This is a genomic window from Halopseudomonas sp. L-58 (genome assembly GCF_056859475.1).
Genome location: NZ_JBSXON010000040.1, coordinates 1 through 20,471, shown reverse-complemented (window position 1 = coordinate 20,471; position 20,471 = coordinate 1). Strand labels below are relative to the sequence as shown.

Below are 20,471 nucleotides of genomic sequence, written 5' to 3'. Positions count from 1 at the left end.
CAATGCGCACACACAATGCCCAAACTGTTTACCAATCGGCAACAATCATGGATATCAAAACCCTGCAGTACTTCAGTGCCATCGTCGAAGCCGGCGGCATGAGCGGTGCCGCCCGCCGGCTTGGTACCTCGCGCTCGCATATCAGCCGACGTCTGAAGGCACTGGAGCAGGATCTGCAGGTGCAGTTGCTGCGCCGCACCACCCGGCGGGTCGAGCCGACCCAGATTGGCTGGGCACTGTAAGAGCACGCCGCCCGCATCAGCCAGGAACTGAGCGCCCTGCAATCAACGGTCGACAACCTCGGCCGCAACCTGCGCGGTCACCTGCGTCTGAGCGTGCCCTCCGCGCTGGGCCAGCAGATCATCGGCCCGCTGCTGCTGGAATTCGCCGACACCTATCCGGATGTAACCCTGCAACTGACCTTCAGCAACCGCATCTTCGATCTGGTCGCCGAGGAAATTGACGTTGCCATTCGCGTCACCAACACCCCGCCGGATACGCTGGTGGCTCGTGATCTGGGTCCCATCGACTGGGTGCTGTGCGCCAGCCCCGGCTACCTGCAACGTGTCGGCAGGCCACAGAACCCGGAAGACCTGCTGCGCTGTGACGTGGTGAGCGTCAAGGTGCCGGATCTGCGCCTGCCGCTGGAGCTGTCCGATGGCAGGCACAGCCAGCAGCTGACCCTGCGTCCACGCCTGCAGACCGAAGACATGCTGTTCCTGCGCCGCGCCGCGCTGCAGGGGCTGGGTTGCGCGCTGCTGCCCTACTACGCAGTGCGCGAGGAGCTGAATGCCGGCAGCCTGACAGCCGTGCTGCCCGACTACCGCGCCCGGGTCGATGCCTGGGGCGATCACCTGTATCTGCTGACCGCGCCCAACCTCTATCCGACCCTGGCCACCCGGGCGCTGATCGAGTTCCTGCGCACCCGGCTGGCCGACATTCCGCTGACGCCGCAGCATCCGGCAGCGGGTGAAGTCGCTACAATACCCGTCTGATTTCAGGAAGCCGACCATGACCCTCGAAGCCCTTACCGCCGAACTGCACAAGGTTCTGCCCGACGCCGCGCTTGTGCCGAGCCGCCTGCCGGGTCTGCCGGAACTGGAGTTGTGGCTGCTCGATCCGAGTAATCTGGACCGCGCCTTCGCCACTGACGAAACCCGCCGGCTGCTGGAGCACCCGCCCTACTGGGGCTTCTGCTGGGGCAGCGGCCTGGCGCTGGCGCGCTGGGTACTGGACAACCCCGAACAGGTGCGTGGCAAGCGGGTACTGGACTTCGGTGCCGGCTCCGGCGTGGTCGCGCTGGCCTGCCGCATGGCCGGTGCCGAACAGGCCATCGCCTGCGATCTGGACCGGCCCGCGCTGCTGGCCTGCGCCCTCAACGCCCGACTCAACGACATGCAGATCGTGCTGTCCAATGACTACTTCGCCGTCGAAGGCGAGATCGATCTGCTGATCGCCGCCGACGTGCTCTACGACGTCGACAACCGCCCACTGCTCGACCACTTCGCCGAGCGTGCCGACAAGGTGCTGATCGCCGACTCCCGGGTACGCAACCTGAGCCACCCGCGTTACCGGCGCAGCGCCATCCTGCCGGGCCGCACCTGGCCCGACCTGGGTGAGCCGCTGGAGTTTCGCGACGTCAGCCTGTATCAGCTCAACCCTTGACCTTGGCGCCAGCGCCACCATATAAGCCAGACTCGACATCACCGCAGCGGAATAGCCCATGTCATCGCCTTACCTGTTCGACGCCACCACCGATACCTTCGATCGCTATGTACTCGAAAACTCCTTCCATAAACCCGTGCTGGTCGACTTCTGGGCCGACTGGTGTGCGCCCTGCAAGGCGCTGTTTCCGGTGTTGGAGAAAATTGTCGACAGCTACGAGGGGGAACTGCTGCTGGCCAAGGTCAACTGCGATGCCGAGCCCGGCCTGACCGAACGCTTCGGCATTCGCAGCCTGCCGACCGTGGTGCTGTTCAAGGACGGTCAGCCGGTCGAAGGCTTCGCCGGTGTGCAGCCCGAGGGTGCGATTCGCGACTTGCTCGCGCCGCACGTCAACGAGCCCGCTGCCGCAGCCGAAGCGCCGGAAGAGGATCTGGCCGCTCAGGCACAGGCGCTGATCGACGCCGGTCAGCCGCAACAGGCCATTGCCCTGCTGCAAGCCGCGCTGCAGGCCGAAGCCGACGATGCGCTGCTGCTGGTCCTGGCCCGCGCGCTGCTGGCCGATGGCCAACTGGATGACGCCGACAAGGTGATCAACGCCGTCCAGAACAAGGACAGCCACAAACAAGCCCTGAGCGCGCTCAAGGCCCAGCTCAGCTTCGCCCGTCAAAGCGCCGGCTTCGCGCCCCGCGCCGAGCTGCAGGCCCGCCTCGACGCCGATGCCGCCGACAGCGAAGCCCGCTACCAGCTGGCCCTGCTCGATCTCACCGCCGGCCACAGCGACAACGCGCTGTCGGCCCTGCTTGAGCTGCTGCAGCGTGACCGCAGCTGGAACGACGGCGCCGCGCAGAAGACTCTGTTGCAGGTGTTTGATCTGCTCGGTGGCGAGCATCCGCTCACCGTGCAGTACCGCCGCAAGCTCTATCAGGCCCTGTACTGATCGACCGCAGGCTCCCGAGTCGTCGCAGCCACGCGGCCGGGAGCCTCAATTCAGGGTTGCCTTGGCGAAAAAATGAAATAAGATAACGTTTTATTTAAAGCCGGAGTCCAACCATGCGCCGCACCCTGCTTGCCCTCAGCATCGCCCTGTTTTCCAGCCAAGGCGCCTTTGCCGAAGACCACCAGCACGCCAGCCTCGGCGCCCACGAGCACGGCGTTGCCAGTCTCAATCTCGTGGTGGATGGCAATCTGGTGAGTCTGGAGCTCGACAGCCCCGCGACCAATCTGGTTGGCTTCGAGCACGCGCCAGGCACTGACGAGGATCGCGCCACCGTCGCCCGCGTCAAAGCGGCTCTCGAGCAGGCCGACACACTGTTCAGCTTCTCCCCGGCTGCCGGCTGCACACTGCAGCAGGTCGAGCTGGAAAGTCCGCTGTTTGCCGCCGACGAGCACGAGCATCATGACGAGCACGCACATGGCGAACATGAGCACCATGATGACCACGACGATCATCACGACCACGAACACAGCGCACATGCCGATATCGAGGGCCGCTTTGACTTCAACTGCTCGTCCCCCGAGCGACTTGAAGCGCTGACCCTGCCGTTGTTCAATAGCTTCCCGGCGATGCAGCGCATTCAGGTGCAGGCCATCACCACCAGCGGCCAGCGTGGCGCCGTGCTGACCGCCGACCAACCCACGCTGTCACTGGACTGAAGCCGCCATGAGCAAACCTCTGCTGCAAGTCACTGACCTGCAGTTCGCCTGGCCGGGCCAGCCAACCTTGCTGGATATCCCGGCGTTCAGCCTGCAAGCGGGCGAGCGGCTGTTTCTCAAGGGCCCGTCCGGCAGCGGCAAGACCACGCTGCTCGGACTGCTCGGTGGAGTGCACCAGCCGCAGAGGGGCGAGATCAACCTGCTGGGCCAGTCACTGGGTCAACTCTCCGCCCTGCGCAGAGACCGCTTTCGCGCGGACCACACCGGTTACCTGTTCCAGCAATTCAACCTGCTGCCGTATCTCTCGGTACTCGACAACGTCACCCTGCCCTGTCGCTTCTCCAGCCTGCGCCGTGAACGCGCGCTGCGTCAGCAACCCGATTTGAATACCGCTGCCGGGCACCTGTTACGCGAGCTTGGCTTGAGTGACATCACGCTGCAGCAACGCAGTGCCAATGCCCTGTCGATCGGCCAGCAGCAGCGCGTGGCCGCCGCCCGCGCCCTGATCGGTAGCCCCGAGCTGGTGATCGCCGACGAGCCGACCTCGGCGCTGGACGCCAACAGCCGCGACGCCTTTCTCAAGCTGCTGTTCGACGAATGCGCGCAGATGGGCAGCAGCCTGCTGTTTGTCAGTCATGACACCAGCCTCGCCACGCGCTTTGATCGCGCCCTGTCACTGGCCGAGTTGAACCGCGCCAGCCAGCCGGAGACGTTCTGATGTATCTGCTGCGCCTTGCCATCCAGAGTCTGGCCAACCGCCGTTTTTCCGCGCTGCTCACCGTCATTGCCATCGCCCTGAGCGTCACCCTGCTGCTGGCCGTTGAGCGGGTTCGCACCGAGGCTCGCAGCAGTTTTGCCAGCACCGTCAGCGGCACAGACCTGATCGTTGGAGCCCGCTCGGGCTCGGTGCAGTTGCTGCTGTACTCGGTATTTCGCATCGGCAACGCCACCAACAATATCCGCTGGGACAGCTTTCAGCAGATCAGCCAGCAGCCGCAGGTCAAATGGGCAATCCCACTGTCGCTCGGCGACTCGCACCGCGGCTTTCGCGTGCTGGGTACCAGCCAGGCCTACTTCGACCATTACCAGTTTGGTCGCGACCGCAGCCTGAGTTTCAGTCAGGGGCAGCCATTTGCCGATCTCTACGACGCCGTGCTCGGCGCGGACGTGGCACGCGAACTTGGATACCAGCTGGGTACCGAGATGGTGCTGGCCCACGGCGCCGGTGCCGTCAGCTTCGTCAACCATGCCGACAAGCCCTTCAAGGTTGTTGGCATCCTGGCCAAAACCGGGACACCGGTCGACCGCACCATCCACGTCAGTCTGCACGGTATCGAGGCGCTGCACGTCGACTGGCAGCAGGGCATGCCGGCCCGCGGAGCCGGTCAGATCAGTGCCGAGCAGGCGCGTGAACTGGACCTGACACCACACGCCATCACCGCCTTCATGCTCGGGCTCAACCGCCGCATCGACACCTTTGCGCTGCAACGCCAGATCAACGAGTTCAGCGGCGAACCGCTGCTGGCTATTCTGCCGGGCGTTGCCCTGCAGGAGCTCTGGAGCCTGCTCAGCGTGGCCGAAAAGGCGCTGCTGCTAGTCTCGGTGTTCGTCGTGCTGACCGGGCTGGTCGGTATGCTCACCGCCATCCTCAGCGGCCTGAACGAGCGCCGACGCGAGATGGCCGTGCTGCGCTCGGTCGGTGCCAGACCGCTGCACATTTTCAGCCTACTGTTACTGGAAGCGGTGAGCCTTACCCTTGCCGGCATCGCCCTCGGGCTGGGACTGCTGTACGCTGGCATCGCCGTTACCGCCCCCTGGCTGGAACAACAATACGGCCTGTTTATGCCCCTGAGCTGGCCGACCCGCAGCGAACTGACGTTACTGGCCTGCATCGTCGCTGCCAGCGTGCTGATGGGCTGCATTCCGGCCTGGCGCGCCTACCGTCAGGCACTGCTCGATGGCCTGTCCATTCGTCTTTGATTTCTGCAGGAAGCCTGATGCGCCTGACACGCTTGTTTGCCCTGACCCTCAGCCTGCTGATACTGCCGGCCGAAGCCGCCCGAGAGCTCAGCTGGGATGACCTGGTACCCGCCGGTACCGGCCACCTGTACGGCATGCCGCCGGCACAGCACAACGGTTTGCAGTCGGAAGATCAGGCTCCAGCCAATCCGCTGACTCAAAGCATGGCGAACGCACCGACCGTCGCCGAGCTGGACGGCCAGGAGGTCAAGCTGCCGGGCTATGTTGTGCCATTGAATGTAGACCCCAGCCAGCGCGTTACCGAGTTTCTGCTGGTACCCTACTTCGGTGCCTGCATCCACGTACCGCCTCCGCCGTCGAACCAGATCGTGCTGGTCCACAGCGAAATCGGTATTGCGCTGGACGCCACCTGGGTACCGTACTGGATTACCGGCAAGCTGCGGGTTGAGCAGAGCGAAAGCGAACTGGCCAGCGCCGGTTACCGGCTGGAGGCCAGTGCGATCGAAGAGTTTGTCTACTGATCCATACCCAGCGCCTGCTGCGCCGCTGCCCTCAGGCTGGCAAGCTGACGACGCTGGGCGGCACTGGCGGGCTGAATCCCCTGAACCATAGCAAGCACGTCCTGCCACTGCGCCTGCTGGTAGTGCAACCAGGCCACCTGCAGCCGATCCGCTGTTTGCCCGGAGGCGCCAGCTACCTGTTGCCAGACCTTCAGCGCCTGCGGGTAATCCCGCGCTGCCTGCCACAACTGCGCCAACTGGCGCTGTCGCTCCAGCGTCGTTTGCAGCAGGCGCTCACGGAGTAGCTGTTCGAGTAATCGCGCTGCCTGCCATGGCGCGCCCGCACGGGCGTGCAGGGCAATCAGGCTCTCCATGTCAGACGCCTGCAGACCGACGCCGGCCAGCTGCGCGAGCCGCATGGTCGCCGCCGCCTTGCCCTGTTCACCGGCCAGACTCTGCAGACTCGCCAGTTGGCGCCAGCTGGCGGCGTTTCCGGGGGCACGCTGCAGGAGCACCTGTTGCCAGCGCGCCGCCGCTGCGTAGCGCTTGAGTTCGTAATTCATGCCAACCAGCAACTGATACCAGCTGTCGTCCGCCGCCGGGCGCTCGCGTACCACCTGCTCTGCCAGCGGCAGTGCCTTGTCGAACTGCCCAAGCTGGCGATACGCCTGCACCTGCAACTGACGGATAGCATCACTCGGTGGCAACAGCGCCAGCTCAACCGCCGCCTGCTGATAGCGCTCCTGCTGCAGCAACAGCCGCGCCAGATTGGCACGATCCTGCGCCTGCGCTTCGGCACCCAGAGCATCCTGCTTGAGAGTCTCGCTCAGCCAATGAATCGCGTGCTCGGGGTCGTTAGCATCAATCGCCAGGTAAGCCAGCCGCTGCTGCAGCAACGCCCGCTCAAGACTTCCCTCCGCGCTCGCCGGCAGAGCGGCCTGCAACTGCAGCCGGGCGCCGGTCGTATCACCACGCTGCTCGGCGGCCCTTGCGTCGTCCAGTGCCTTGTAAACGGCAGGATCAATCTGCGCAGCCGACAGTGGCGTTGCCAGCAGCAACCAGCCAAACAGCCAGCCACGCATCAGTGCTTGCCCTCAAGGACAAAGTTGAACACCTTGGTAGCCTCCCGTGCGACCGGTACGCCGTTCTCCTGCCGGGGTACAAAGCGACTGCGACTGATTGCTCGCCGAGCCGCACGATCAAACACACCGGGCGGCTCCGAGGCGATCACCTCGATATCCTCCACCCGGCCTTCGGCATTGACCGTGAACCGCAAGGTCACAGAACCCTCGATTCCGGCCGCCGCCGCCCGCATCGGGTAGTCCGGAGGCACTTCACTGAGCGGCACCAGTTCCTCGGCACTGCCCGCCACAGCGCCATGGGCAGGCGCCGCCGCTGCTGGTGCACTGACCGCAGCCGAGGGCCCGACGGCAGCCGCCTCCAGCGGAGGTAACACCGGGGCAGCGCTGAGGCGCAGGTCCGCCTGCAACTGTGGAATTTCAATTTTCAGTTCAGGGGCTGGCAATGGCGGCGCCTCAACGGCAGGCGGCTGCAATGGTGGACGCTGGGGTGGCGTTGGGCGCTCCGGCACCGCTTGCTGCGGCTGATGCTCATTGCGGCTGTCGGCAACGCTGCGGGTGACGCCGATGCGCACCAGTTCGCGCTCCGGCATCTGCGCCCGTTCAGGTGGCGTCACCAGCGCCAGCATCAGGCCAAACAGCGCCAGGGCGACCAGCAGCGCCAGCAAAAAGCTGCCGATCAGCCGCATCACTGTCCTGCCGTAGCGGCGAGCGCCACGTCACTGACGCCTGCCAGCCTGATCTGATCCATCACCCGCACCACGAGGCCGGTACGGGCATCGCGATCAGCCTGAACGACCACCGTGCTGTCCGGCTGATCGACGCGCATGCGCTCAACCCCGGCACGCACCGCACGAATATCGACCGGCTTGCCGTCCATCCAGATCTCGCCATCGGCGCTCACAGCGACCAGGATGCTGGCGCGCGGTTTGCTCACCGCGCTGTCTGCACTCGGGCGCAACACATCAATGCCCGCTTCGCGCACAAAGGAGCTGGTGACAATAAAGAAAATCAGCATGATAAAAACAATGTCGAGCATCGGTGTCAGGTCGATACCCGCTTCGTCTTCGCTACCGGCGTGATGTCTGCGCATGCGCATCAGCTGCTCTCCTAATCCTGCTGCAGGCGGTCGGACAGACGCTGCAGCGCACGCCGCGACTGCTGGTCCAGCCGTGCCAGACAAAACAGACCGCTGATCGCGATCACCATTCCGGCCATGGTCGGCACCGTCGCACGCGACACACCGGCGGCCATCGCCCGGGGGTTGCCATTGCCACTGAGCGCCATCACGTCAAATACCTGAATCATGCCGCTGACCGTGCCCAGCAGCCCGAGCAGCGGACACAGCGCGATCAGCACCCGCACCAGCGGCAGAAACCGGCTCAGTTGTGCCTGCGCCTGCGCCAGCCAGGCGGTGCGAATATGCCGCGCCGCCGCGCTGCGCCGCTCACCGCGCGCCAGCCAGCGTTGCTGCAACGCCCGCGCCTGCTGCGGAAACACCCGCGCCAGATACCACAGCCGCTCCAGCATCAGCGTCCACAGCATTAGGGTGGCGACCAAAATGGTCCACAGCACCCAGCCACCGCTGTCGAGGAACGCCAGCAGGCGCCAGAGCAGATCAGTCACGCGACTCTCCACCACCCAGATGCAGCGCGATCAGACCGGCACTCTGCTGCTCCAGCAGCTGCACCAGCGCTTTGCTGCGCGCCACCACCAGGGTATGCAGAAACAGCAGCGGAATGGCCGCCAGCAAGCCCAGAACGGTGGTTACCAGCGCCTGGGAAATGCCGTCTGCCATGAGTTTCGGGTCACCACTGCCGTACTGGGTAATAGCCTGGAAGGTGACGATCATACCGGTCACGGTACCCAGCAGACCCAGCAACGGTGCCACCGCAGCGAGCAGTTTGATCAGCCCCTGCCAGCGTTCCAGCGCCGGCGTCTCGCGCAGAATGGCCTCATCCAGCTTGAGCTCAAGGGTGTCCAGCGCCTCCAGTCGCGGCTTGCTGCCGATCACGCTCAACACGCGCCCCAGCGGATTGTCACTGCGCAGCGCGTCCAGGTCATCAATCTGCCGATCCACGCCGCGCTGCACCCGCTGCAGCCAGATCAGCCGCGCCAGCGCCAGCAGCACGCCCAGCCCCCCCAGCGCCACAATCACATACCCCACGATGCCACCCTGCGACACGCGCGTCAGCAGGTCCGGCGTGCGTTGCAGCTGGGCGATGACCTGACCTCGGGCGGGATCGATCAGAATATCGCCAGGCACCTCACGGGGCGCGAGAAAGTCGGCAACCAGCCCGCTGCCACCCGGCTGACGGGCGGCCAGCTGCAGGCTGTTGGACTCGGGCTGATACAGCAGATAACCCGGTTCGGAGAGGGCAACAAACGGGCCGACCAGCACCACCGGAGTCGCCGCGCTGCGGCCCTGGCGATCAACCACCGATGCGCTGATCCGGGCGACCTCGCCACTGGCGGTCATATCCTGCTGCAACCGATACCAGAACTGCTCGAGCGCCTCGACACTGGGGATTCTGCTGCTTTGCGCCAGCGCCTCCAGCTCGTCGCGCCGTTCGGGAAAACGGCTGTTGAGCTGCGAGCCCTGCCACTGCCCGAGGGTATCCCCGGCGCTCTGGCGAACAACCCCGAACAGCTCGCCGAGATTGCCGCTGCGCTGGGTCAGCTCTTCTCTCAGTGCAGCCAGCTGCTCACCCTGGGCCTTGAACTGCGCATCCAGCTGATCGGCCCGGGCCTGGGCCTGAGCCAGCCGCGCACGCGCCTGCGCCAGCCGCTGTTGCTGCTGATCACGCTCGCGCAGAAACTGCTGCTCCCGCGCCTGCATCGCTGCCTGCTCGGCGCTGCGGGTATCACGGATGCTTTGCAGCAGGGCGTCCTTGTCCAGTGTTTGTGCCTGCACCAGCGGCGCGAGTAAACAGACAAACAGGAAAGCAAGCCACTTCATGGCGCCACCTCCACACTGACCTGCGGCATCGGCAGACGCAACATCTGCGGCGTCTGCTCGTTGCGGGCAATCGCCATCCCCTGATCCAGCGCACGCCGATAGCTGGACGGCAGCGCCTGCCATTGCCCATGGGCGGCGTCCCAGTAGCCCTGCTGCCGACCATCCAGACTCTGGAAGAACAGCATCAGCCGACCAACCCGCAAAAACTCGACAACCCGCTGCTGATCCCCATCATTGAGCGGGCCACGCCAGGCCTCCAGCGTGCGGCCGTATTCACTCTCGATCTGATAGGCCTCCAGCACCCGACGGTACAACTCCGCGATGCTGACATCGGGGTCAACCAGCAGGGCCTGCAAACGGGCGACCCGCTCCTCCCGTTCGTCCAGCAGGAAGGGCAGATCCAGAGCAATAAAGGCATCCAGCGATTCGATCATGCGCCGGATCAGCGGCAGCATTTCCCGCTGGGTGTCGGCGACGCTGTCGATCTGCTGTTGCAGGCTGGCGATCTCGTCTGCCTGGCTCGCGACCAACTGTTGCATTCGCTCGCTGTAATCGATCAGGGCATCGGCCTGGGTCACGGCGTGGCGATAAGCCTCCAGCGCGGCGCGGGTTGCCTGATCCAGCTCATTGATACGCTGCTGCGCCGCGACCGCATCATCAACAAGCGCCTGACTCTGCTGCTGCGCCTGCTCAAGAGACTGCTGAGCCTGCAGCGTCAACGGCAATGTCAGCAGCACCACCGTCAGCCATAATGGTTTCATCCAGCGTTCCTCGAACTCACCGGCCACCTGAAGACGGCCAAAGACAGCCATTGTCAGTTTTGTTGGCAGTGCGGGCAACCGTGACCTCAGTCACAGCCTGCGGCAGCCTGCCGCACTCAACTCTGCCAGCAACTTGCTCCAGATCAATAGTCGTTACTGCGCTTGCTCGTACAGTTGCACCTGTCCAACACACTAGGAGACAGAACATGTCAGCTTTCGCATCCCGCCTCGGCCTTGCAGCCCTTTTCGCCCCTGCACTGCTGGCCGTTTCGGTAACCGCTCAGGCCTACCAGGCAGGCGACGCCATCGTTCGCGTTGGCGCGGTTGCCGTTGACCCGCAGGAAGACAGCAGCAACGTGACTCTCAATGGCGCTGATATCGGCACCGATGTCGGCGTCGACAGTAACGTCCAGCTGGGTATCACCGGCACATACATGCTGACCGAGCATGTGGGCATCGGCATCCTGGGCGCTACGCCGTTCGAACACAGCATCAACCTGAACGGCGTGGGCAAACTGGCTGACATCAAGCACCTGCCACCGACCGTCACCTTGCAGTACTTCCCGATGCACAGTGCTTCCAAGCTGCAGCCTTACGTCGGTGCCGGTCTGAACTACACCACCTTCTTCAGTGAAGAGTTTACCAGCGCCAACAAGGCCGCCGGTTTCAGCAACCTGGACCTGGATGACTCTATCGGTCTTGCCCTGGAAGCCGGCGTTGACTATCAGATTGGCGAACGCCTGATTCTGAACGGCGCCATCTGGTACGCCGACATCGATACCGAAGCCTCTTTCGAGCTGAACGGCAATAAAGGCAAGGTTGACGTCGAGATCGATCCGATGGTCTACATGGTGAGCCTGGGCTACAAGTTCTAAGCCCTCCTCCCGCACTCACGGCTGCACTTTCCCCTGGGATCCTTGTGATCTCAGGGGATTTTTTTATCCAGCAATTCGGGCAGGCCGATGCGCCAGGTGCGCGGCTTGATACCAAAGACATGCAGCAGGCGACGACCGCTGAGCACCGCGTTGCGCGGTTCGACTGCCGCGGCGGGCTGGGTCTCGAAGGCAACCGGCTCAATGCCCGGCTCGCGCTCGATTCGCCCGCAGGAAACCAGTTCCTGAGCCAATGTCCGGGCGAAGCTGATCCAGCTGGCCATTTCTCCACTTGCATAGTGATAACACCCGTACAGCTGGGCGTTGCAGTCCAATTGCTTGAGCGCACTCAACACTACCCGCGCCATATCCGCCACGGGAGTCGGGTTCCCCCGCCACTCCTCGGCCAGTACGACGGTCTCACCGCTGCACAACTGACTGATAAGGCGCTGCAGCAGGCCGCCTTCGGACGAATCCAGAACCCAGCTGAAACGCAGCAGCAGATGACGGGAGCAGCACTGCTCCAGCAAGCTGTCCAGCGCAGCCTGCTGTGCCCCGTGCAGACCAATTGGCTGCAACGGATCCTTCTCGGTGTAGGGCTGCCCCTTGCTGCCGTCAAACACACGCGTATTGGAGAGCATGCACAACAGCAGATCACGCTGCCGGCATTCCGCAATCAGTTGCCGGGCGAATGCCGTATGCTGATCCAGCGCTTCGGCAGTGGGTGCCAGCACCTGAAACTGCTGGTGGTAGAACGCCAGATCAACAACCGCATCCGGCTGCAAAGCATCCAGCCACCCGGCGATAGCAGACGGTTGCCAATCGGCGGGCTCCTCGTCCAGCGTAAGAAACTCAATGTCTTCCGCTGCCGCCTGCACCGTCAGTGCGCGCCCGAGGAGTGACGACTTGCCCAGCAGCAACACCCGCATCCGCATGCTTTGTTGACCCTTGATCCTGATAACCCGAGACAGCCTGTATTGTGCAGTCTCAGGCCAACGACGTCACCTGTGGAAACTCAGGTATAGGTAATCAGGTCACGGTGCTGAAGGTTATCCAGGTGCGGAACGCTGTTGAAACTGCTCAAGCGCATGTTGTGCTGATTGAATACGCACTGAATGATCGCGGTGTTGCGGGTCTGCAGATTCAGCTCGACCATGGTCCGGCTGGGCGCCTCGAGCAGTTGTCGCACCAGCATGGCAATAGCGCCGCCAGAGCTCACAGCCAGCACCTTGCTGCCCTTGTAGTTGGCCATGATGTGCTCACGCACCGAAAGGATACGATCCTCGAAGCTCGCCCAGGTTTCCGGCAGTTCCCCCTGCAATTCGCCTTCGGACCAGAGCACGATGCCCTGCTTCAGGCGTTTGAAAAAATCGGCTACGGTCGGCTTTTCCGGCAAGGCCTGCTCGGGGTGCTGAGCGAGAAAGGCGTGCAGAATCGAGTGAAAGTCGAACTCGTTCAACTCCGGAAAGACCTGAAAGCCGCTGGCCTCAATTCCCATGCCGGCGCAGATGCCCTCGGCCGTTTCGCGGTGGCGCACCATGTCACCCGTCAGGATGTGATCAAACTGCAGCTGCTGGGTCGCGAAGTATTCGCCCAGCATCCGCGCCTGCTGATGCCCCTTTGGTGACAGCTGATCGTAGTTGTCGCTGCCGAACGACGCCTGACCGTGACGAACGAAATACACCTCTGACATGTTGCTCTCTCTGTGCTGGAGTGATTGGGCAACCCGCTGCCCGGCATCATCTGCGACACAGGAGCTTTCACGAGCCATAAAAAAACCCGGCAGACCGGGGATACAGGATCCTAGGTCATGCCGGGTTGCGGCGACAGCTACATTCTAGAACGGAATGTCATCATCAAAGCTGTCGTAATCCGGTGCCGACTGCTGCGGCGCGGCCTGCTGCGGCTGCGCGGCGGCCTGCGGCTGGGCCGCGGGACGCTGCGGGCGGGACTGGCTCATGCCCTGTTCGCCACCGCCCTGACGGCTGTCGAGCAGCTGCATCTGACCGCCCATGTCGACCACAACCTCGGTGGTGTAGCGCTTGACGCCGTCCTTCTCCCACTCGCGGGTCTGCAGACGACCTTCGACGTAGAGCTTGGAGCCCTTGCGCGCGTACTCGCCAACCACCTCGGCGATACGGCCAAAGAACACCACACGGTGCCACTCGGTACGTTCCTGCATCTGGCCAGTCTGCTTGTCCTTCCAGCTGTCAGTGGTTGCCAGGGTGACGTTGGCGACTGCGTTGCCATTGGGCAGGTAGCGCACTTCCGGATCACCACCGACATTACCGATCAAAATTACCTTGTTGACGCCTCTGGCCATTCTATTCTCCTGATATGCCTGGGTGATCAAACGGGTGCTGCGACCCGGTCCAACGCTTCACGATCCAGCAGTTTGCTATCGACTTTCAAGTAGGCAGCCGATTCGTCGGCAACAATCACGACGTCGGTCACACCTGCGACAGCAAGCAGGCTGGCGGCCAGGCCTGCGTCTCTGATGCGATCAGAGGACACGGCCAACCGGTAACTGGTTACGTAAGGCGGTTCGCGCATGGTAACACCAATAGCCAGCCACGACAGCGCCAGCAGCGCGCATCCGACGAATACCCCGCCCAGACCAAAATGGGCGAACAGCCAGCCGCCAAACATGCCACCCAGTGCCGCCCCGGCAAACTGACTGGTGGAATACACGCCCATAGCAGTGCCCTTGCCGCCTGCCGGGGCAATCTTGCTGAGCAACGACGGCAAGGTCGCCTCCAGCAGGTTAAAACCGACAAAGAACAGGATGATGCAGGCGACCAGCCAGGGCAGCGAAGCCTGGGTCAGCCAGAACAGCGGCTGGACCAACACCAGCAAGGCCACCGCACCCAGCAGCACTCTCTTCATCTGACGCTGCCTTTCGGCGTAAATAATGAACGGCACCATACCGAAGAACGACAGCAGCAAGGCCGCCAGATAGACCCACCAGTGCTCTTCCTTTGGCAAGCCGGCCTGCTGCTGAAGCGCCAGCGGAATCGCCAGAAAGGTCGCCATCAGAATGGCGTGAAGGCAGGCGATGCCGTAATTCAGCCGCAACAGTTCAGAATTGGCGAGCGCCGGTCGCAGGGCACCGCGCACAATCCCGGCATCGCGGTGGAGAAGCACCTGCTGCGGCGTCGGCACGACCAGCAGCACCAGGCCAATACCAACGATCGCCAACATCGAGGTCGACAGAAAGACGCCGCCCAGCCCGGCGATGCCTGCAACGACCGGCCCGGCCACCATCGCGACGGCAAAGGCCAGGCCGATACTCATGCCGATCATCGCCATGGCCTTGGTACGGTGCTGTTCACGGGTCGAGTCGGCAACCAGCGCCATGACGGCGGCTGCGATGGCACCCGCCCCTTGCAGAATCCGCCCGGCTATAACCTGTTGAATGCTGTCCGCCCCTGCCGCCAGCAGGCCCCCAGCCGCAAACAGCACGAGACCGAAGATAATGACCGGTTTGCGCCCGATCCGATCGGACAGCATGCCGAAGGGAATTTGCAGCACAGCCTGGGTCAGCCCGTAGGCACCGATAGCCATACCAATCAGCAGCGGCGTGGCCCCCTGAAGTTGCTGGCCATAGGTCGCCAGCACCGGCAACACCATAAACAGACCCAGCATGCGAAATGCAAAAACCAGCGCCAGCGAGATCGAGGCGCGGCGTTCCTGCGGACTCATCGAGTCAACCTGATGCATGACAGCTCCGGGTAAAAGCGCGGATTTTATCATGCCTTTCCGGTGACCGGGACGGCCATGCAAGTGGACGCATGAAGACGGCCGAACTTTGCCGCCACACCGGCGCAGGCCGTATACTTCTCCGCTTTGTCGGCTGCGAGGTGAGAGTACTGTGGATACGATCCAGATACGGGGTGCACGCACACACAACCTGAAGAACGTCGACCTTGATCTGCCACGCGACAAGCTGATCGTGATTACCGGCCTGTCAGGCTCGGGCAAGTCGTCGCTGGCCTTTGATACGCTCTACGCCGAGGGCCAGCGCCGTTACGTCGAGTCTCTATCGGCCTATGCCCGGCAGTTCCTGTCGATGATGGAGAAGCCGGACGTCGACCACATCGAAGGCCTATCGCCAGCCATCTCGATCGAGCAGAAGTCCACCTCGCACAACCCGCGCTCCACCGTCGGCACCATCACCGAGATCTACGACTACCTGCGCCTGCTGTTTGCCCGCGTCGGCACCCCGATGTGCCCGGACCACAACCTGCCGCTGGCCGCCCAGACCATCAGCCAGATGGTCGATCAGGTGCTGGCCATGCCGGAAGGCAGCAAATTGATGCTGCTGGCACCAGTCATGCGTGAACGCAAGGGCGAACACCTGGCCCTGATTGAAGAGCTGCGTGCGCAGGGCTTCGTCCGCGCCCGCATCGATGGCCGCATCCACGAACTGGATGAGGCGCCGGCGCTGGACAAGAAGCGCAAGCACACCATTGAGGTCGTGGTTGACCGCTTCAAGGTCCGCGCAGACCTGCAGCAGCGTCTGGCCGAGTCATTCGAGACGGCAATCAGCCTGGCCGACGGCATTGCCATCATCGCCCCGATGGAGGGCGAGGACGGCGAGGAAGTTACCTTCAGCGCACGCTTTGCCTGCCCGGAATGCGGCCACTCGATCAGCGAACTCGAACCGCGCCTGTTCTCCTTCAACAACCCGGCCGGCGCCTGCCCTGGCTGTGACGGTCTGGGCGTGAAACAGTTCTTCGACGCCCGTCGCCTGGTCAATGGCGAGCTGACGCTGGCCGAGGGCGCCATCCGCGGCTGGGACCGCCGCAACGTCTATTACTTCCAGATGCTCAGCTCACTGGCGGAGCACTACGGCATCGATCTCGACCAGCCGTTTGAAAAGCTGCAGGAACCACACCGCAAGCTGATCCTCAGCGGCACCGGCAAGGACAACGTACCGTTCCGCTACCTCAACGATCGTGGCGACGTGGTGCGCCGCGAGCATCCGTTCGAGGGCATCCTGCCGAACCTGGAACGCCGCTACCGGGAGACCGAGTCCCAGAGCGTGCGCGAGGAACTGGCCAAGTACCTGAGCACCCAGCCTTGCCCCGATTGCCACGGCACCCGTCTGCGCCGCGAGGCCCGCCACGTGATGATCGACGGCCGCAACCTGCCGGGCGTCACCACCCTGCCGGTTGGCAGCGCCGCAGAATACTTCGAGCAACTAACGCTGGAGGGCAGCCGCGGCGAAATTGCCGAAAAGATTCTCAAGGAAATCCGTGCCCGTCTGATGTTTCTGGTCAACGTCGGCCTCGACTATCTGACCCTCGACCGCAGCGCCGACACCCTGTCCGGCGGCGAGGCCCAGCGTATCCGTCTGGCCAGCCAGATTGGCGCCGGCCTGGTCGGCGTGATGTACATCCTCGACGAGCCCTCGATCGGGCTGCACCAGCGCGACAACGAGCGCCTGCTCGCCACCCTGGTGCACCTGCGCGATCTGGGCAACACGGTGATTGTGGTCGAGCACGATGAAGACGCCATTCGGCTGGCCGACTACGTCGTCGACATCGGCCCCGGCGCCGGTGTACACGGAGGTCAGGTCGTATCAAAAGGCACGCCGCAGCAAGTGATGGACGACCCCGCCTCGCTGACCGGCAAATACCTGTCCGGCAAGGTCAAGATTGCCGTGCCGGCTGAACGCACCCCGCTGCGCAAGGACTGGCTGCGCCTCAAGGGCGCGTGCGGCAATAACCTGCAGAAGGTCAACCTGGAGATCCCGGTCGGCCTGCTGACCTGCGTGACCGGGGTATCCGGCTCGGGCAAATCGACACTGATCAACAATACCCTGTTCCCGATTACCGCGACCGCACTGAACGGCGCGACCACGCTGGAGACTGCACCCTACGACAGCTTCGACGGCCTGCAGCACCTGGACAAGGTAGTGGATATCGACCAGAGCCCGATCGGCCGCACGCCACGCTCCAACCCGGCAACCTATACCGGACTGTTTACGCCGATTCGCGACCTGTTTGCCGGCACCCAGGAAGCCCGCTCGCGCGGCTACAAGGCAGGGCGGTTCTCCTTCAACGTCAAGGGCGGACGCTGCGAGGCCTGCCAGGGCGACGGCCTGATCAAGGTCGAAATGCACTTTCTGCCGGACATCTACGTTCCCTGCGACGTGTGCAAGAGCAAGCGCTATAACCGCGAAACCCTGGAGATCAAGTACAAGGGCAAAAGCATCCACGAGGTACTGGAAATGACCATCGAGGAAGCCCGCGAGTTCTTCGATGCCGTACCGGCGATTGCCCGCAAGCTGCAAACGCTGATTGATGTAGGCCTGTCCTATATCCGCCTTGGCCAGTCCGCTACCACGCTGTCAGGTGGTGAAGCGCAACGGGTCAAACTGGCCCGCGAACTGTCCAAGCGCGACACCGGCAAGACGCTCTACATCCTCGACGAGCCGACCACGGGCCTGCACTTCGCCGATATCCAGCAATTGCTCGACGTGCTGCACCGACTGCGTGACCACGGCAATACCGTGGTGGTTATCGAGCACAACCTGGATGTGATCAAGACCGCCGACTGGATCGTCGACCTTGGTCCGGAAGGCGGCTCACGCGGAGGCCAGATCATTGCCACCGGCACCCCGGAACAGGTGGCAGCAGAACCGGCATCCCATACCGGCCGCTTCCTCGGCCCGCTACTGGAACGGGATCGCGCCTGAGCCTACAGCTGAAAGTGCGCGACCAGCTGCAGCTGACTGCCCGCCAGCCGCTGCAGCCGCTCGCCGCAATCGCGGGTATGCACTGCGGTGTCCCGACTTTCAGCGGTCATATCCTGCAACCGGTGCATATGCTGGTTTACGTCCGCGGTCGTTGCGGCCTGCTGCTCCGCGGCGGTGGCAATCTGAAACGCCAGACTCTGAACCGCATGCAGCGCACCGTCCAGATCTCCGAGACGGCCCAGCACCAACTGGGTTTCCTGCTCCAGCGACTGTGCCTGCGATGACGCGGCCTGCATGCGATCAAGCGCTTGCAACGAGGACTGATCCAGGGCGCCGACTATAGTGACCACCTCCTCGGTAGCAGTGCGGGTACGCAGCGCGAGCTGACGCACTTCATCGGCAACCACCGCAAATCCCCTCCCCTGCTCCCCGGCGCGAGCCGCCTCAATTGCTGCGTTGAGTGCGAGCAGGTTGGTCTGCTCCGCAATACCGTTGATCACCTGCAGCACAACGCCAATCTGCCGACTATCATCGGCAAGGGTTTGTACCACCGTGTCCGCGCTACGCAGACCGCCGAGTAGCTGATCCTGACGACGGATCATCTCTTCCAGCGTGTTCTGCATCGCCCCAAACGCCTTGCGCGCTCCGGCAATCCGCTCGGCACTAGCGGATGCGGAGCTCGCGATTTCCTGTACGGTTGCCGCCATCTCGTCCACAGCAGAGACGACCATTTCTACGGCGTCTTGCTGCTGCTCCAGTCTGGCACTGGTACGCCCCGCCGCATCAAGAATGTCATCACTGGCACCACCAACCGCCTCGCTGGAAGCGCGCAACTGCTGAACCACACCGCGCCAGGCCGCCGCCATCTCCTGTAACGCCTGCAGCAGCCCTCCGGAGTGCGCCTGCCTACCCGCAGAGCGAAGTTCACCTCTCGCCAGGCTCTCTGCGAAGCTGACCATGTTCAGCGGCTCATCGCCAAGCGGGCGCATCACACTACGACTGACCAGCACCGTCGCCAGCAATACTGCTGCGACGGTAAAACCCCCAAGCAGCAATACCTGCCACATCAGTGCACGCACCGGCGCGAAAGCCTGCTCGGAATCCACTTCGGCTATCAGCGCCCAGCGCTGACCGTCGAACTCGACAGGCGCAAAGGCTTTTAACGCCGTAGCCCCATCAAGGCCGGATTCGCTCAGGCGTCCGCTCTGCCCGGCAATAGCCTGTTCGATCGCAAGGCCACCAAGCGACTGCCCCTCCCCGGCGCGCCGGTCCGGAAAGCGCACCGAATCGGAACGCAAACGTCGATCATTGCCCACCAGATAGGTCTCACCCTTGTCACCCAGACCCTGGCGTTCGTGCATCAGTTCATTGAGCGGACCTATCGGCAACTCAAGTACCAACAGCGCCTGTAACAGCCCATCAGCTCCAATTGGCGCGACCAGGTACTGTACCGAGTCTGCACTCAAGGGGTCGGAAACCAGGTCGCCAATGTGAATTCGTGGATCTGACAACCCCTGCGCGACGGCGCCACCCAGCGGTGTATCTGCCCACTCGGAATCAGTCAGTAAAGCCTGATAGGCAGGACCGCGGTTAACACTGAAGAACACCAGCCCATCGGGGCTGACCAGCTTCAGATCCCGATACCCGTAGGCTTCGATGAAATGTTCAAAGGTAGGCTTGTCATAGCTGCTGGCGCTGACCAGCGCGACTGCATCCAGACCAAGGTAGCTGTTGCTCAGCGTACGACTCAGGGTATCGAGCTGATTTCGCCGCTGCGCCCATCCATCCTGCAGCTGACGCTGCTTGATGCTGGCAACCGCCTGAAGCGTGTTGAGGGTTTGGTCTCGCAGCGCGTTACTCGCCTGCGAATACACGGTAGCGGCCATTACGGCCACCGGTACCAGACCAACGAGCAGGTAGGTTATTGCCAACTTGAAACGCAAGGACATGGGGCACCGCTCCGCATAGATGAATTCCACGGAACGGCAAGCAAGAATCGTGCAACTTAATTTACACAGCGTAAAACATAGCCGACCATCAGCCTGAGAAAACGCCTATGGTTGACCCCGCCCTGCGCAGAGCACCAGCGCCATGCATTCGAGGCCACTCATAGTGCAGCAGGCTGATCTGCAGGCACAAAAAAACCGGCCTGAGCCGGTTCAGACTGCTGACGAACCCCGCATTTTCGCGGGGTTTCGTTTTTCTGGGACGCTTGCAATGATTTTCCCTGTGTTGACTGATTCAGCCTGCGAAGGCCCCAATTCCCTCCGAGTAGCTGCACTTTTGGCTTCGTAGCCAA

21 protein-coding genes are annotated in these 20,471 nt (G+C 63.1%); 10 read left to right on the top strand and 11 right to left on the bottom strand.

The window, feature by feature from the left end:
- Positions 1-47 precede the first annotated feature (47 nt).
- The 8 genes from AC13EY_RS03850 (at position 48) to AC13EY_RS03815 (ending at position 5,819) form a co-directional block, all read left to right on the top strand.
- Positions 48-242: a LysR family transcriptional regulator gene (locus AC13EY_RS03850; RefSeq protein ID WP_482877186.1), complete on the top strand. Its 195-nt coding sequence runs from the start codon at positions 48-50 to the stop codon at positions 240-242.
- A gap of 15 nt (positions 243-257) precedes the next feature.
- Entirely contained in the window at positions 258-995 is a 738-nt protein-coding gene (locus AC13EY_RS03845; RefSeq protein WP_482877199.1) for a substrate binding domain-containing protein, read from the top strand.
- Between the two features lie 16 nt (positions 996-1,011).
- Positions 1,012-1,665, top strand: coding sequence for a class I SAM-dependent methyltransferase (locus AC13EY_RS03840; protein WP_228246416.1), 654 nt, complete (start codon positions 1,012-1,014; stop codon positions 1,663-1,665).
- A 58-nt stretch (positions 1,666-1,723) separates the two neighbouring features.
- On the top strand, positions 1,724-2,602 hold the full coding sequence (gene trxA / locus AC13EY_RS03835; RefSeq protein WP_228246415.1) for a thioredoxin: 879 nt from the start codon (positions 1,724-1,726) through the stop codon (positions 2,600-2,602).
- Positions 2,603-2,715: 113 nt separating this feature from the next.
- Entirely contained in the window at positions 2,716-3,318 is a 603-nt protein-coding gene (locus AC13EY_RS03830) for a DUF2796 domain-containing protein (protein WP_228246414.1), read from the top strand.
- A gap of 7 nt (positions 3,319-3,325) precedes the next feature.
- Positions 3,326-4,036: an ABC transporter ATP-binding protein gene (locus tag AC13EY_RS03825; protein ID WP_228246413.1), complete on the top strand. Its 711-nt coding sequence runs from the start codon at positions 3,326-3,328 to the stop codon at positions 4,034-4,036.
- On the top strand, positions 4,036-5,298 hold the full coding sequence (locus tag AC13EY_RS03820) for an ABC transporter permease (protein WP_228246412.1): 1,263 nt from the start codon (positions 4,036-4,038) through the stop codon (positions 5,296-5,298). The genes AC13EY_RS03825 and AC13EY_RS03820 overlap by 1 nt, the downstream gene beginning before the upstream one ends.
- 17 nt (positions 5,299-5,315) lie before the next feature.
- On the top strand, positions 5,316-5,819 hold the full coding sequence (locus AC13EY_RS03815) for a DUF3299 domain-containing protein (RefSeq protein ID WP_228246411.1): 504 nt from the start codon (positions 5,316-5,318) through the stop codon (positions 5,817-5,819).
- Here the strand turns inward: AC13EY_RS03815 and AC13EY_RS03810 are convergent.
- Genes AC13EY_RS03810 through AC13EY_RS03785 form a run of 6 tightly spaced genes read right to left on the bottom strand, consistent with a single transcriptional unit; the run spans position 5,813 to position 10,597 of the window.
- Positions 5,813-6,880, bottom strand: coding sequence for a tetratricopeptide repeat protein (locus AC13EY_RS03810; RefSeq protein ID WP_228246410.1), 1,068 nt, complete (start codon positions 6,878-6,880; stop codon positions 5,813-5,815). The two genes, AC13EY_RS03815 and AC13EY_RS03810, sit on opposite strands and share 7 nt — an antisense overlap.
- Entirely contained in the window at positions 6,880-7,566 is a 687-nt protein-coding gene (locus AC13EY_RS03805) for an energy transducer TonB (RefSeq protein WP_228246409.1), read from the bottom strand. The genes AC13EY_RS03810 and AC13EY_RS03805 overlap by 1 nt, the downstream gene beginning before the upstream one ends.
- The gene (locus AC13EY_RS03800; protein WP_088277401.1) at positions 7,566-7,976 is read right to left on the bottom strand and encodes an ExbD/TolR family protein; all 411 of its coding nucleotides are present in this window, start codon (positions 7,974-7,976) and stop codon (positions 7,566-7,568) included. The genes AC13EY_RS03805 and AC13EY_RS03800 overlap by 1 nt, the downstream gene beginning before the upstream one ends.
- Before the next feature lie 11 nt (positions 7,977-7,987).
- The gene (locus AC13EY_RS03795) at positions 7,988-8,503 is read right to left on the bottom strand and encodes a MotA/TolQ/ExbB proton channel family protein (protein WP_228246408.1); all 516 of its coding nucleotides are present in this window, start codon (positions 8,501-8,503) and stop codon (positions 7,988-7,990) included.
- A complete protein-coding gene (locus tag AC13EY_RS03790) occupies positions 8,496-9,836 on the bottom strand; it encodes a MotA/TolQ/ExbB proton channel family protein (protein ID WP_228246407.1) in 1,341 nt (446 codons plus the stop codon). Before AC13EY_RS03790 ends, AC13EY_RS03795 begins: the two co-directional genes overlap by 8 nt.
- Positions 9,833-10,597, bottom strand: a complete 765-nt coding sequence (locus tag AC13EY_RS03785) for a DUF3450 domain-containing protein (protein ID WP_228246406.1) — start codon at positions 10,595-10,597, stop codon at positions 9,833-9,835. The genes AC13EY_RS03790 and AC13EY_RS03785 overlap by 4 nt, the downstream gene beginning before the upstream one ends.
- Before the next feature lie 206 nt (positions 10,598-10,803).
- Between AC13EY_RS03785 and AC13EY_RS03780 the strand changes: the two genes are divergently transcribed.
- Complete coding sequence (locus AC13EY_RS03780; RefSeq protein ID WP_088277395.1) at positions 10,804-11,472, top strand: OmpW/AlkL family protein; 669 nt, start codon at positions 10,804-10,806, stop codon at positions 11,470-11,472.
- Between the two features lie 50 nt (positions 11,473-11,522).
- Here the strand turns inward: AC13EY_RS03780 and AC13EY_RS03775 are convergent, their stop codons facing one another.
- The 4 genes from AC13EY_RS03775 to AC13EY_RS03760 form a co-directional block, all read right to left on the bottom strand.
- Positions 11,523-12,404 carry a sugar nucleotide-binding protein gene (locus AC13EY_RS03775; protein ID WP_228246405.1) on the bottom strand — a complete coding sequence of 294 codons (882 nt, stop codon included), beginning with the start codon at positions 12,402-12,404 and terminating at the stop codon, positions 11,523-11,525.
- A gap of 80 nt (positions 12,405-12,484) precedes the next feature.
- Positions 12,485-13,162: a histidine phosphatase family protein gene (locus AC13EY_RS03770; protein ID WP_228246404.1), complete on the bottom strand. Its 678-nt coding sequence runs from the start codon at positions 13,160-13,162 to the stop codon at positions 12,485-12,487.
- Positions 13,163-13,306: 144 nt separating this feature from the next.
- Positions 13,307-13,792, bottom strand: coding sequence for a single-stranded DNA-binding protein (ssb, locus tag AC13EY_RS03765; protein WP_228246403.1), 486 nt, complete (start codon positions 13,790-13,792; stop codon positions 13,307-13,309).
- 26 nt (positions 13,793-13,818) lie between these two features.
- Positions 13,819-15,189, bottom strand: coding sequence for an MFS transporter (locus AC13EY_RS03760; RefSeq protein WP_228246402.1), 1,371 nt, complete (start codon positions 15,187-15,189; stop codon positions 13,819-13,821).
- 151 nt (positions 15,190-15,340) lie between these two features.
- Between AC13EY_RS03760 and uvrA the strand changes: the two genes are divergently transcribed.
- Positions 15,341-18,172, top strand: a complete 2,832-nt coding sequence (gene uvrA, locus AC13EY_RS03755; RefSeq protein ID WP_228246401.1) for an excinuclease ABC subunit UvrA — start codon at positions 15,341-15,343, stop codon at positions 18,170-18,172.
- A 2-nt stretch (positions 18,173-18,174) separates the two neighbouring features.
- On the opposite strand, the gene AC13EY_RS03750 is transcribed toward uvrA, so the two are convergent.
- On the bottom strand, positions 18,175-20,121 hold the full coding sequence (locus AC13EY_RS03750) for a methyl-accepting chemotaxis protein (protein ID WP_482877181.1): 1,947 nt from the start codon (positions 20,119-20,121) through the stop codon (positions 18,175-18,177).
- Between the last annotated feature and the right edge of the window lie 350 nt (positions 20,122-20,471).